General features: G+C 36.1%; 12 protein-coding genes and 1 pseudogene. 11 read left to right on the top strand and 2 right to left on the bottom strand.

What is annotated here, in order from left to right; translation table 11 throughout:
- Nucleotides 1-359: ISL3 family transposase (locus tag HSISS3_RS10185; RefSeq protein ID WP_042772117.1), on the bottom strand; the 359-nt coding region annotated here is incomplete at its 3' end.
- Nucleotides 360-502: 143 nt separating this feature from the next.
- On the opposite strand from HSISS3_RS10185, the gene HSISS3_RS10180 reads away from it, so the two are divergent.
- The 11 genes from HSISS3_RS10180 (at nucleotide 503) to argH (ending at nucleotide 13,903) form a co-directional block, all read left to right on the top strand.
- Complete coding sequence (locus tag HSISS3_RS10180) at nucleotides 503-1,180, top strand: helix-turn-helix domain-containing protein (protein ID WP_021152608.1); 678 nt, start codon at nucleotides 503-505, stop codon at nucleotides 1,178-1,180.
- Nucleotides 1,177-1,848: an IS3 family transposase gene (locus tag HSISS3_RS10175; RefSeq protein WP_134954268.1), complete on the top strand. Its 672-nt coding sequence runs from the start codon at nucleotides 1,177-1,179 to the stop codon at nucleotides 1,846-1,848. The genes HSISS3_RS10180 and HSISS3_RS10175 overlap by 4 nt, the downstream gene beginning before the upstream one ends.
- The gene (locus HSISS3_RS11840) at nucleotides 1,845-2,141 is read left to right on the top strand and encodes an IS3 family transposase (protein WP_167546251.1); all 297 of its coding nucleotides are present in this window, start codon (nucleotides 1,845-1,847) and stop codon (nucleotides 2,139-2,141) included. The genes HSISS3_RS10175 and HSISS3_RS11840 overlap by 4 nt, the downstream gene beginning before the upstream one ends.
- A 313-nt stretch (nucleotides 2,142-2,454) precedes the next feature.
- A complete protein-coding gene (gene gltX, locus HSISS3_RS10170) occupies nucleotides 2,455-3,909 on the top strand; it encodes a glutamate--tRNA ligase (RefSeq protein WP_008536178.1) in 1,455 nt (484 codons plus the stop codon).
- A 498-nt stretch (nucleotides 3,910-4,407) separates the two neighbouring features.
- Nucleotides 4,408-5,715, top strand: coding sequence for a GHKL domain-containing protein (locus tag HSISS3_RS10165; protein ID WP_021146535.1), 1,308 nt, complete (start codon nucleotides 4,408-4,410; stop codon nucleotides 5,713-5,715).
- An 88-nt stretch (nucleotides 5,716-5,803) separates the two neighbouring features.
- Nucleotides 5,804-6,664 (top strand): histidine kinase, encoded by an 861-nt coding sequence (locus tag HSISS3_RS10160; RefSeq protein WP_231087384.1) that lies wholly within the window; start codon nucleotides 5,804-5,806, stop codon nucleotides 6,662-6,664.
- A 21-nt stretch (nucleotides 6,665-6,685) separates the two neighbouring features.
- Nucleotides 6,686-7,966: a hypothetical protein gene (locus HSISS3_RS10155; RefSeq protein ID WP_021152605.1), complete on the top strand. Its 1,281-nt coding sequence runs from the start codon at nucleotides 6,686-6,688 to the stop codon at nucleotides 7,964-7,966.
- Between the two features lie 23 nt (nucleotides 7,967-7,989).
- Nucleotides 7,990-9,303 (top strand): GHKL domain-containing protein, encoded by a 1,314-nt coding sequence (locus HSISS3_RS10150; protein ID WP_021152604.1) that lies wholly within the window; start codon nucleotides 7,990-7,992, stop codon nucleotides 9,301-9,303.
- 1 nt (nucleotide 9,304) lies between these two features.
- The gene (locus HSISS3_RS10145; RefSeq protein ID WP_008536189.1) at nucleotides 9,305-10,048 is read left to right on the top strand and encodes a response regulator transcription factor; all 744 of its coding nucleotides are present in this window, start codon (nucleotides 9,305-9,307) and stop codon (nucleotides 10,046-10,048) included.
- 941 nt (nucleotides 10,049-10,989) lie between these two features.
- Nucleotides 10,990-12,189: an argininosuccinate synthase gene (locus HSISS3_RS10140; RefSeq protein ID WP_002888721.1), complete on the top strand. Its 1,200-nt coding sequence runs from the start codon at nucleotides 10,990-10,992 to the stop codon at nucleotides 12,187-12,189.
- A 328-nt stretch (nucleotides 12,190-12,517) separates the two neighbouring features.
- Nucleotides 12,518-13,903 carry an argininosuccinate lyase gene (gene argH, locus HSISS3_RS10135; RefSeq protein WP_021152603.1) on the top strand — a complete coding sequence of 462 codons (1,386 nt, stop codon included), beginning with the start codon at nucleotides 12,518-12,520 and terminating at the stop codon, nucleotides 13,901-13,903.
- A 77-nt stretch (nucleotides 13,904-13,980) separates the two neighbouring features.
- Here the strand turns inward: argH and HSISS3_RS10130 are convergent.
- A pseudogene (locus HSISS3_RS10130) lies at nucleotides 13,981-14,317 on the bottom strand (hypothetical protein); the annotation flags it as partial.

Below are 14,317 nucleotides of genomic sequence, written 5' to 3'. Positions count from 1 at the left end.
AGTGACACCTTTTCAGTAAGGAGCTGTGCAACTTTTTGCCGGACTAGATTGGAGATTTGGCAGTTTTTCTCAACGATTGATGTCTTAGCTACCGTGACTCTCCTACAACTTTTACACTGGAAACGACGCTTTTTAAGACGTAATAGTGTAGGTGTTCCAGCTTGTTCAAGGAGAGGAATTTTAGAAGGCTTTTGAAAGTCATATTTGATCATCTTTCCTTGGCAGTGAGGACATGATGGTGCAGGATAATCAAGTGTTGCTTGAACCTCGATGTAGGTATCTTTTTCAAAAACAAGAGAAATAATGATATTTGGGTCTTTAATTCCGATTAATTCTGTGGTATTCTTAATAAGTCTCATAAGTTCTTCCTAATGATGGTTTGGTTGCTTTTCATTATAGTTCTTATGGGACTTTTTGTCTGCATTCAAAAAGCTCTATAATCTCTATAGTGATTTTACCCACTACAGAAATTATAGAGCCAATCTACTTAAGAGGTATTTTTATGTCTAGAAGAGAGAGATTCACCCCATACGATAAAGAACAAGCTTGTCTCGATTATATTAATGGCGATCGTTCCAGATCTGAAATATGTAACTGTCTCCATATTTCCACAAGTACGATTCAAGATTGGGCTGCTATCTATAAAAAATATGGGATTTTAGGATTCACAAAGAAAACAAAAAATCGTTCCTATTCAAAAGAATTTAAATTGGAACTTGTAGAAAAATGTATTAGTGGTGAGGCTTCATCTATTGATTTAGGCCAGCAGTATGATATTTCTTCAGGACTTTTAAGAAAGTGGATTAGGATGTATAATGCCAATATAGAACTAAAGGATTACAATCCAAGACGGGAAGTCTATATGGCAAAAGCAAGACGTAAAACCACTATTGATGAACGCAAAGAGATTATCGACTATTGTATTGAACACAATCGCAATTATAAGGAAACGGCGGTGCTTTATGATGTTTCTTATAGCCAAGTATACTCGTGGGTAAAGAAGTATGACAGTGGTGGCGAAGAAGGTTTAATTGACAAAAGGGGTCATCACAAACTAGATGATGAGCTTGATGAATTAGAGCGTTTACGAAGAGAAAATGTGCGCTTAAAACGTCAGTTAGAAGAAAAGGATATGGCTGTTGAACTCTTAAAAAAAGTGAAAGAATTCGGAAGGATGTGAGGCTAGGCAAACAGCGCCACGAATCAAAATACTTAGCGATTGAAGACTTCAACACAAATAAAGGGTGGAGCATTAGCTGGATGTGCCATCAGCTCGGCATTACGAGGTCTGCATTTTATAAATGGAAACATAGAATAGTTCCAGAACAAGAACAATTAAACAGTGAAATTGCGGAATTAATTAAAGAATATGACGAACGTTTCTCACATATCTTGGGATATCGAAGAATGACAGATTGGATTAATCATTTCAACCATACGAATTACTCGAGAAAGAGAATTCACCGAATTATGAAAAAACTCGATATTCACGCCGTTATCCGTAAGAAAAAGAAAAAATACAAGACTGCCAAGCCTGAAGAATCCGCAGAAAATAAGTTGGCAAGAAACTTCTATACAACTGCTCCGAACAAAAAATGGGTAACAGATGTTACAGAGTTTAAGATCCCTAACTCTCATAAGAAACTCTATCTTAGTGCCATACTTGATTTATATGACCGCTATCCTATTGCTTTTGTCATAAGTGGTCGAAATGATAATCGGTTGGTCTTCAAAACATTTGACAAAGCCATTGAAAAAATCCTACAGCTAAGCCTATATTTCACAGCGATAGAGGGTTTCAATATACCAATAAGCACTTTCAAAAAAAGCTGGAAGATACTGATATGATTCAATCCATGTCAAGAGTAAGCCATTGTATTGATAACGGACCAATAGAAGGTTTTTGGGGAATTATAAAATCGGAAATGTATCAGATGTATGAGATTACAGATGAGACCTCCCTCCGATATGCCATCAAAGACTATATCCGATTTTACTGTCAAGAGCGTCCACAAAGCAGATATGACTGTAAAACGCCTTTAGAAGTCAGAAAAGCTGCCTTAACATCAGAACATCCTTTGTCATACCCAATCGCTAAGAATAACAAAATTGAAAAGTACAAGTCTAAGTGGTCTGCATAAAAAAACAGCCGTACATTTATTTTGTACGACTGACCTTCAAAAACAGACACTTTTTTAGATATTTAACCTGTCTACTTGACAGGGGGCATATCACTTCCTATAGGTGGTCGTTTTTTTGATAAAATTTCTCGAACCATCTCTAGATTGTGATATAATAAGAAGGATTGGTACTCGCTTATAAACCTTTATTGTGAAGTAAAAAAGGTTGAGTTGCCTGCTGATACTTGAAATCTTAGAGTCGCCTCTTGAGATAGATTCTAATCTAATGAAGTATCCAAAGACTGAAGAATGAAACATAAAAAGGAGACTTATCTTGGCTAAAGATATTCGTGTTCGTTACGCACCAAGTCCAACAGGACTTTTACACATTGGTAATGCCCGTACAGCATTGTTTAATTACCTCTATGCTCGTCATCATGGCGGTACTTTCATTATCCGTATTGAAGATACTGACCGTAAACGTCACGTTGAAGATGGTGAACGTTCTCAGCTTGATAACTTGCGTTGGTTGGGAATTGACTGGGATGAAAGTCCAGAGACTCATGAAAACTATCGCCAATCAGAGCGTTTGCCCCTTTATCAAAAATATATTGATCAACTTTTGGCAGAAGGTAAGGCTTACAAGTCATATGTGACTGAAGAAGAATTGGCAGCAGAGCGTGAACGTCAAGAAGCTGCTGGTGAAACACCTCGTTATATCAATGAATTTCTTGGCATGACTGAAGAAGAAAAAGCTGCCTACATCGCCGAACGTGAAGCGGCAGGTATTGTTCCAACAGTTCGTTTGGCTGTTAATGAGTCAGGAATTTATAAATGGCATGATATCGTTAAAGGAGATATCGAATTTGAAGGTGGTAATATCGGTGGTGATTGGGTTATCCAGAAGAAAGATGGTTACCCAACTTACAACTTTGCGGTAGTTATTGATGACCACGATATGCAAATTTCTCATGTTATCCGTGGAGATGACCACATTGCTAATACACCAAAACAACTTATGGTTTATGAAGCTCTTGGTTGGGAAGCTCCTGAGTTTGGACACATGACCCTTATCATCAATTCTGAAACAGGTAAGAAGTTGTCTAAACGTGATACAAACACGCTTCAATTTATTGAGGACTATCGTAAAAAAGGTTACCTTCCAGAAGCAGTCTTTAACTTCATTGCTCTTCTTGGTTGGAATCCTGGTGGAGAAGACGAAATCTTTTCTCGTGAAGAGCTGATTAAACTCTTTGATGAAAATCGTCTCAGTAAATCTCCAGCAGCCTTCGACCAAAAGAAATTAGATTGGATGAGTAATGACTACATTAAGAATGCAGATTTCGACAAGGTCTTTGCTCTTTGTAAGCCTTTCTTGGAAAAAGCTGGCCGTTTGACAGACAAGGCTGAAAAATTAGTGGAACTCTACAAGCCACAAATGACAGCTGCAGAAGAAATTGTTCCTCTTACGGATCTCTTCTTTGAAGATTTCCCAGAATTAACAGAAGCTGAAAAAGAATTTATGGCTGGTGAAACAGTGCCAACAGTGCTTAAAGCCTTTAAAGCGAAACTTGAAGCAATGTCAGATGATGAATTTGTCACTGAGAATATTTTCCCACAAATTAAGGCTGTTCAAAAAGAAACAGGAATTAAAGGGAAAAACCTCTTCATGCCAATCCGTATTGCTGTTTCAGGAGAAATGCACGGTCCAGAATTGCCAGATACTATTTTCTTGCTTGGTCGTGAAAAATCAATTAAACATATTAATCAAGTTCTTGAGACGCTATAAAAACGAACCCAACATCTGTTGGGTTTTATAATGTAGATAAACCGAGCCATTTGAGGAGCCACTTACTAGATTATATATCTAGTTGGTATTAGAGCTTTCTGGAAGAGCTGACACTTTAATGTAACAATGATGTATATAATAATCTATTTATCATTTTCAAAAACGTAAATTAGTTTTATAATAGATAAATAAGAAAACAAGAAGGGAGCGGACGTTATGAGAAGATTTAATTGGTATTTTTACTATGTTATTGGTATGTATCCATAAAAAAGTCAAAAAGTCGGTTAAAGAGCTTTAGTTTTTCTAAGCTCTTTTTAATGTGTGCTTGGGCTGTATAGTAGGGGAAAGGTTCTAAGAGGTGGAGAAACTTTTGAAAGCTCTTAACTTGGGAAATGCGTTTTATATTTTTAGTTTTTTCTAATAGGAGTAACGCTAAATTATATATTTATGTTACAATAAAGTAGGTTGATTTTTGAAAGGAAAGGGGGGAGCATAGAGATGATTGTCCTATTTACAGTTCTACGTCTATTGGCTATTTTAATTGTTAGCCATGACATGTCGGACCTGCTCAAAACGTGGAAGAGTAAAGTCTATTTTATCATTGGTAGTCTCTTGCTCTCTCTATTTGTAGGAGGCATCACAGGTTCACTTTTAGCACTCTTATTTTGTCATCTATTCTTAAATAAAACATCAAGTCGTGAAAAGAATTCATTTCTTTTCACCTTTTTGCCGTGGGTCTTTGTTGAGGTAACTTCTAAATTACTTCAACTTTACTTCTTCCCATGGATTTTTCAAATTAATTATTTACAAGTAAAAGATACCCCAGTACTTATTGCTCTATCTTATCTTTTGGTGTATCCAATCTTCCATTTGATTGTCAAGGTCTTCTTTATTGACTTCAGTGCTCTTGATATTATGGGGAATAACCACACTTACCAAGTTAGGGAACGTCTGTTGGTTGGGGTGACTTTAGCATATATTATCTTATCTCTAGTTATTTTCTATGCGAGTAATGTTTTTCCTTATATGGGACTCTTTATTTATTTAGCAGGTAGCATTACAGTTGTTTATTCAATTCTCTTTATTTTACTATTTGCTCAGCTCAATATATATTCTAAGAGGAGAGTAAAGGACCAATTGGCTGAAGAGATGATTAGGCATGAAGAAAGTTTAGAAGAATATAGCCACCGTTTAGAAAAACTCTATAATGATATTTCTCAGGTTAAGAAGGATTATTTGGAAGGGCTTAAGAATATGGAAGATAGTATTCAACGCCGAGATTTACCTGCTCTGAAGCAGGAATATGCGGAGCTTCTAGAAAAATCTGGGAATAGTTTAACGTTGTCAAATTATGAATTGTCACGTTTAATCAATTTGGAAATTACCTCTCTAAAGAGTCTTTTCTCTGCAAAAGTGCTTGAAGCTGAGAACCTAGGAATAAAGGTCAATTTAGAGTTACCAGATGTCATATCATCTACGCAAATTGAGGCTCTAGATTTGGTCGTGATTTCTTCTGTGTTCTTGAATAATGCTATAGAAGCTACAGTGAAATCTGAAGATCCAACGTTAACAGTATCTTTCTTTAAAAATCAGGACTACCTTACCTTAGTTATTGACAATACGACGAGGGAGGAACGTATTCCTGTGTCCAGAATATTTGATGAAGGAGTTTCTAGTAAAGGCGAAGGTCGCGGTCTTGGTCTGTCTAAAGTAGCAGAGATACTTAATCGCTATCCAAAAGTAAATCTTGAAACTCGGAGTTGTGATTATCATTTCACACAAGTTCTGTCTTTCCGAGATAACTGATAGGACAGAGTGAATTTTTAAGGATAAGATACGGGGAAATAGAAAGGGGAAATAGCACATGCAACTCGCGATTGATGGCCTTATTGCTTTGGTTGTTGTCGTTTCGCATCTAGTGATTTCAGCTAGACTAGCTTATCTAGATGTTTTTAATTATCGTTATATTCCTTATGTAGTAGTGGTAGCTGTTGTTAAGTGGCTAGCAAAAATATTATGGCAAATTGATATTCCAGATGCCATTTATCTCCTAGTTTTTATTTTTCTTGAAAAGCCTCAAGCGTCAAGAGAAGAAAAGTATTTTTGTGCTTTCTTTGCTCCTGTATTCTGGACTTTAGTTACTAGCTTCTTCAGTTTTTACCTTTTTCGCGTTTTCTTTAATAAGCCAATCGACTTAGTTCCAAATAACCTGGGAATTTTAGCTGTGGATAGTGTGGTTCTTCCATTCTTTCTAGGATTGCAGAAAATGTTTGGTTTAGACCGCTTTTTTGAGAAACCCTTTGAAGGGTTGCAAGATAAGTACAAGAGTATGCTTCTGCAAGTAGATATGATTTTAATTATCAGTTATCTTCTTATTCTTTTTAAGCAAGAGATATTCTCGTTACTTTTGAGTCAAACCTATCTTCCAGGCTATCCTCAGATTTATATTTGGGTAGGGCTCCTTATACATATGTATATTTTAGTTCGTTTTGTTTCCTATAGTAAAGATGTCCGTGATAGCGAAATTCTTCGAGAACAAGAGGAGCATTTAAGAAGTTTGGAAGCCTACAATCAAAAAATAGAGGCTGCATATAAAAGTGTGCGTTCTTTCAAACATGATTATGAGAATGTCTTAATTAGTATGCAGACTAGTATTGATAGTGGAGATTTTAATTTGATAGAACAAACCTATCAGGACATTCTGAAAAAGGCAGGACAAGAACTCATTGAAGAAGATGACGAAAATGCCTCTTGATCATAAATAGGAAATATTATCATGAACTTACAGCTTTGGACTATGGTAACTCTTGAAAATAGTCTTATTCAGATCATTAGTTTTCATATTACCTGGTTTATTTATAAAAAATTAACAGGGAGCTCACTAGCTTATTGGAAAGTACTTCTCTTAAGTCTTTTAGGGATAATAGTATCACTTGGTAAAGGTGATGGCTTCTATTATCAAGTGATTATTTTTCTAGGGTTGGCTCTTAAGGAACGTCGTAAACACCGCCTGACATTATGGGCAAGTCTTTTTTTTGGAGCCTTCTCAGTCATTTTTACAGATTTATTTGCAACCTTTACACCCTTCTATGTTTTCAATAATCTGTTTGTAAATATGACTTTGGGTGAAATCCAAGAAAACTTCTTACTGGAATTACTATCTTATGTGATGATTTATCCCTTCTTCCTTTATATCAATTATCTTTCAAGTTCAGATATTGATAAGGTCAAGGAATTAATTTATTCACGTGGTCGAGAACGTTTATTGATAGCAGTTGATTTGACCTTTGCAGTGTATATTTTTTGCAGTACTTTTCTGATGTCAACTGGTGGTAATGTTGGAAAACCTATTTTCTTTGCTATGGCGGTCTATCTCTTAATGGTGACAACGCTAAACCGCTATTCACATAAATTTGTTAGGGAGCGTAGCCAAGAAGCTGTTGATACTTATGTTTACAACTTAAAAGTGTATAATCAACACATTGAGGCTCTTTTTACAAAAGTAAAACCTACTCAACAAGATTTTGAGAATCTTTTGATAGCTCTCGAGACACCTCTTGCGAAGAATCAGCTATCAGAAGTTTTAGCAGTATATCATGAACATTTGAATCATCTTAGATTGGATGACTTGGATTTAAATGATAAATTAGCTCCTCTGTTTGAAATTCCTTATCCAGAATTAAGGAGTTGGATTGTTAACCAAATTATTCCTTTGGAGCAAAAGGGAATTATGGTTCGGTTAGATGTCAACGTTGTTGATTATCCTAAACATTTAAATATTGCGGTGCTTATTACTGTCTTGGAACGCTGTATTAACCTGGCTGAAAAGCTTTGTGTGGAGGAGCCAGAGACAGATATTGGTTTCCTTATCCAACAGAATGAGGACGGTAATCTCTGCTTTGTTATTGAAAATACCAACCAGGAAGCTACCCCAGAACTTGATGGTAGGTTAGCGATTAGTCGTGATTTAGCGCAGTTTTGCTGGTCAAATGGTATTGGTTTAACTAACAAAAAAGAATTATTTAAAACCTATCAAATTGTTACGGTAGGACTATAAAGATAGAAAGGACGGAAGTAGCTATGCTAGGTAACATCGTGTTCCAAATTTTGATGTTTGTCATTATTTGGGATATCTATCTACGTATTGGTGGTCAAAACACTAATCTCAAAAATCGTGTGCTCTATTTGTTATTCGATGTTGCCTTATGTATTTGGGGACAACTTATTGGACGCTATCTAGGTGTAGTGCCTCCTTTAGTCTCCATTGTGACTTTGACGTTTAGTTATCAACTAAATAAGACGGTTACTTCTGTAGAGCGATTCTTTTTAGGTTTCTATCCAGTGGTACTAGTCGATTTAGCAAGGCGCTTCTTGGCTACTTTCTTTTTTCCACCGATAATTGGCGTAGCGGCGTCAACTTTGAATAATAATATTTGGTGGTCTATGGTACCACTTTCCTTTGTCGTGTTGACAGTCAGAATTGTAGACTTCATTTTGCGTCTTGATTTCACAGATATCTTGAAGGTAGCTACCCAACAAGAGAAGAAAAATCGTCTGGGATTGGTTAACATGCTTCTTTTGATTTATTATTTGGTTATCTTTTTGGTATCAACATTTGATTCTTATTTCCCAGAGTTACACCTTGAAAGTAACTTGCGGCTACCGCTGGTAATGGGTTATCTTTACCTTCTTCTTTTCGTTTTGGGAGCTGTTAACCAGTTTGCTAAGGAAAAGATTGAGCAAGATTTGACCATGAAGCAAGCTAACTATCTTGATGATTTGAAACGAGAAAATGCTAGGGTAGAAGGTTTATATAGGGATTTGATGTTTGTTCGTTCAAACTATAATTACCTTCTAAATAACCTGCGAGATATTGAAAGAACTGGAGATATTCGCTCCTACAAAAAAGATCTAGTTGACCTGTATGTGAATAGAGATCAATATAGCTTCTCAACTCAGGTCACAGATTTAGAAAATATTCAGAATCCAAGTATTCACAGCTTGCTTTCATCAAAATATCATGAAGCCCAGATGTATAGGCTTAATATTCATGCAGAAATTCCTGACTCAGTCGTTCACAGCTATCTAACAGACTTAGATTTAGCCGTTATTTTGGGTCACCTCATGGACAATGCTATTGATGGTGCTCGTAAAGTTAATGATGGCTTTATTAGCTTAGCCTATTTTGATGAGGAAGATTGCCAGAGCTTTATTGTTGAAAGTGCGATATCAGATGAACAAGCTCCTCTTTCAATGATGACTTCTCAAAATCTTAACAGTGGTGGTATAGGTGTAAATGCTGTTCAAGATATTTTGGAGCGTTACCCCAACACATCCCTGTCTGTCCGTAGTCAAAATCATAAAATGATGCAAATACTAGAAATGAGACCCTAATATGAATATATATATTTTAGAAGATGATTTAATGCAACAAACACGCATTAGTGATATCATCAGAGAATTGGTTTCAGAGGGCACGTTCTCAGTACGGAAACTAGAAGTTTTTTCGAAACCACATAAATTATTAGCCAGTATTAACGAGAAAGGTAATCATCAGGTCTTTCTTTTAGATATTGATATTGATGGTGAGCGAAAGAAGGGGCTTGAAGTCGCTTCGGAAATTCGTCAACAAGATGCCAATGCGGTTATTATATTTGTAACGACTCACTCGGAATTTGCCCCGATTAGTTTTAAATACAAGGTTTCCGCACTAGATTTTATTGATAAGACTGTTTCTAATGCGGAGTTCAAGCAGCAATTGAAACAAACGCTAACTTTTGTGAATCAAAAAGTTGGAGAGTTGGATGATGGTGACATTTTTGTATTTGAAACGGCTCAGTCTCGGATTCAGGTTCCTATGCGAGATATTTATTATTTTGCAACTGCTGTGACACCTCATAAGGTGATGTTAATTACTAAAACAGAACGCTTAGAGTTTTATGCTAACCTTGGAGATATCACTTCTGCGAATAAAAAGCTTTTTTCGTGCCACCGTTCCTTTTTAGTTAATTTGGATAATATTGCTCGTATTGATAAGACTCAGTTGATGATTTATTTTGAAAATGGTGATTCCTGCCCAGTTTCTCGCCTAAAAATGAAAGCTTTACTGAAGAAATGGTCAGAAGTTAAGGACTATTAATGATGACTATGAAAGCTGTCTTTTAGTCCTAATATTGATCGCAATTATTTTTGATAGTTAGTTGCTATATATGTATCCGTTTTGCTAAAAATACTAAATAGATGTCTTTTAGTGAGTTATTTTTGTAAATTTTTAAAAATAAGTCTAAAAAAATACAGTTCAGGATGAAAAAACGACATTCTATGAAATCGTATAGACAATTAAATTGAAAAGAGTTATTATATAATCAAGATATGTGATTCGGAAATGAGACATCGTCAATCTTATTGAAATCTACATACACTTTATGAAAATAAATAATGTACTTTTATATAACTTTTTCCTAATCCCCATTTTTTATTGGCCGCTCGTCCAATTACATATCTTTTTTATAGACATTAAAAAGCTTGAGAAATCAAGCTATTTTTTGTTTTTAAAGGAGTTATTGCAGATTAGAATAAAAAATAACATTCTATGAGTGAAATCCGACATTTTAGGAAATAGCGATATGCATTATAGGATTGCATGCTATAATGTAATCAAGGTTAGAGAGCAAGAAGAATGTATGGTTTAAGTTAGTCCCTTAAACATAATAATTTCCCTCATTCATTCTATCTAAAATTGCTGTTGTGTTCTCTACCGATGATGCTGTTGTTCGAAAGGTCTGTACTTTGTACAGGCCTTTCGGCATTTTAAGAAATAATAGTTAAGAACACTTTTGGATCTAGCTAGCTAGTATTTGAGAGTGTTTTTTATTTTTTAAGAAGTAATTGTGTATAAATGAATAAAATTTGATAAATACACATTTTATATGCTTAAAGTATAAAAATAAGCAAAAAATAAAAATAAATATAAAAAAATAACAAATTATGGTTGACAAATGAATAAATATGCAATATAATAAATCTCGTAAGGTTGATAGAGATAGAAACCACAAGAAAATATAAGAAAAGAGAAATATTATGTCAAAAGAGAAAGTTATTCTTGCTTATTCCGGAGGTCTTGACACCTCAGTAGCTATTACTTGGCTAAAAAAAGATTACGATGTTGTCGCTGTTTGTATGGATGTCGGTGAAGGTAAGGATCTTGAATTTATCCATGATAAAGCTCTTACAGTTGGAGCTATAGAATCTTACGTCCTAGATGTTAAAGATGAATTTGCAGAAGATTACGTACTCCCAGCCCTTCAAGCGCATGCTTATTATGAGCAAAAATATCCTTTGGTTTCAGCGCTCAGTCGTCCAATTATTTCTAAAAAATTAGTTGAAATCGCTCATAAGACTGGTGCTACAACCATTGCTCACGGTTGTACTGGTAAAGGTAATGACCAAGTTCGTTTTGAAGTTGCCATTGCAGCTCTTGATCCAAGCCTTAAAGTAGTAGCGCCAGTACGTGATTGGAAATGGTCTCGTGAGGAAGAGATTGAATATGCTAAGGCTAATGGTGTTCCAGTTCCTGCAAATCTCGATAATCCTTATTCAGTGGACCAAAACCTTTGGGGACGTGCTAATGAATGTGGTGTTCTTGAAAATCCTTGGAATCAAGCTCCAGAAGAAGCCTTTGGAATTACAAACTCACCAGAGTCTGCCCCAGACGAAGCTGAATTTGTTGATGTAACCTTTAAGGAAGGTAAACCAGTTGCCCTTAATGGTAAAGAAATGAAATTGGCGGACCTTATCCAAGAAATGAATGTTATCGCTGGTAAACATGGTGTTGGACGTATCGACCACGTTGAGAACCGTCTTGTTGGTATCAAATCACGTGAAATTTACGAGTGCCCAGGTGCCATTGCTCTCTTGACTGCCCATAAGGAGATTGAGGACTTGACTTTGGTACGTGAAGTTTCTCACTTCAAACCAATCCTTGAAAATGAATTGTCAAATCTTATCTATAATGCTTTGTGGTTTAGCCCAGCAACTCAAGCCATCATTGCTTACATCAAAGAAACACAAAAAGTAGTTAATGGTACTGCTAAAGTGAAACTTTACAAAGGTCATGCTCAGGTAGTTGCTCGTAAGTCAGATAATTCACTATATGATGAAAACTTGGCTACTTACACATCTGCGGATAGTTTTGATCAAGATGCTGCTGTTGGATTTATCAAACTCTGGGGACTTCCAACACAGGTAAATTCTCAAGTTAATCATCCATTTGACAAATAATGAAAGACTTCATAAGAAAAGCAGGTTGTTAGAAGGACAATTCTTCATATCAGATAAAAGTGGACAGAGATCCGCATCTGGTACTCTTTTCTTATAACTTATATTACTATCGTTAAGGCGTTCTGAGAGGCGTCACGAGCCTAAATAAGCCACGACAGAGATCGGGCTTTAGGAAAACAAGTGTCCAGAGAGACAACTTAAGCTAGACAAAAAATATCTAGCTTTTTTCATTTGAATTATTGTGGCCTGAGAGGTCATTACTTGTTATAAGCATTAAGAAAGGACAAGAGATTATCCTATCCTTTGGGGAAATCTTTAACATATAACTATGGCAGAAAATCATAAACTGTGGGGCGGTCGGTTCGAAGCTAGTCTTGAAAAATGGGTCGAAGAATTTGGTGCTTCAATTTCCTTTGACCAAAAAATGGCTGAGTTCGATCTTAAAGGTTCTATTGCTCACGTAACCATGCTGGGTGAGACAGGAATTATTACCAAAGAGGAGTCTTTACAAATTAAACAAGGCTTGGAAGAGTTACTTAAGGAGTACAAGGCTGGTAAACTAGAGTTTGATGTTTCCAATGAAGATATTCATATGAATATGGAAAGTCTATTGACGGCTAAGATTGGGCCCGTAGCAGGGAAACTTCATACAGCACGTTCTCGTAACGACCAAGTTGCAACGGACATGCACCTGTATCTTAAAGTTAAGCTCTTTGAAGTTATTGAGAAACTTGATAACTTACGAAATACTCTAGTGAATCTAGCAGATAAACATATCTATACGATTATGCCCGGCTATACTCACTTACAACATGCACAACCAATTTCTTTCGGTCATCACTTGATGGCTTATTACAACATGTTTACACGTGATGCTGAACGTTTTGAATTTAATATCAAACATACAGATGTATCGCCTCTTGGTGCCGCAGCTTTGGCAGGTACAACTTTCCCTATTGATCGGAAGATGACATCTGATTTAATGGGATTTGCAAAACCATATAGTAATTCTCTAGATGCCGTCTCTGACCGTGATTTCATTTTAGAATTCTTATCAAATTCAAGTATTCTCATGATGCATATGACACGTATTTGTGAAGAAATCATTAGCTGGTGTTCTAATGAATTCAAGTTTGTCACTCTTTCAGATACGTTCTCTACAGGCTCTTCCATTATGCCTCAAAAGAAAAATCCAGACATGGCAGAGCTTATCCGCGGGAAATCAGGTCGTGTTTACGGTAATCTGATTGGATTATTGACTGTGATGAAGTCACTACCTTTAGCCTATAATAAGGACTTACAAGAGGATAAGGAAGGTATGTTTGATACAGTAGAAACGATTACTGTAGCCATTGATATTCTCGCAGGTATGCTCAATACTATGACTGTTAACGATAAGCATATGGCAGAGTCAACAGAAAAAGACTTTTCAAATGCTACTGAGTTGGCTGATTATCTTGCGGCTAAAGGTCTTCCATTCCGTGAGGCGCATGAGATTGTAGGGAAACTTGTTCTTGAGTGTACTAAAGCTGGACACTATCTCCAAGATGTTCCTCTTGAACGTTATCAAGAAGTCTCAGATTTAATTGAAGAAGATATCTATGAAACACTCAAGTCTCATACCGCTGTTGAGCGTCGTCATTCTCTTGGTGGAACAGGTTTCGACCAAGTTAAATGGCAAATCAAAGAAGCTCAGCTAAATCTTAAAAAATAAGTCTCTAAGGCCTGATACGTACCGTGTCAAGTAGACAATTGAAATAAATAAAATGTGAGGAACCAGGTTGCTTTGGGTTAAGCAGTCTGGTTTTTCTTATCGGCAATAGTTTTCCAGTAATCTCTATATTTTTTAGATTGTTTAATTGGATAATATGGAGCTTGTTCTGGATTTTCTTGTGCTTCAGCTCTCACTTGAGCTGGTGTTTTCCCATTGAATCTCTCTTGGGGATCATGATATAGGTAATAGTGAATGGTCTTTTCGTAAGCCTCTTTCATCTCTTCAAAACTTGACACATTAGGATAAAGAACTGCTCTCATTTCCTTTATAATTCCCTGCCAGCTCTCCATTGGCCCATTATCGATACAACGACTGACTCTAGACATTGACTGTGTCATGCCCTGCGCTTTCAAC

It is taken from the genome of Streptococcus sp. HSISS3 (assembly GCF_000448605.1).
In the GTDB taxonomy this organism is placed as follows: Bacteria; Bacillota; Bacilli; order Lactobacillales; family Streptococcaceae; genus Streptococcus; species Streptococcus raffinosi.
The sequence above is the reverse complement of the archived record's forward strand: the minus strand, read 5'-3'. Positions and strand labels throughout refer to the sequence as shown.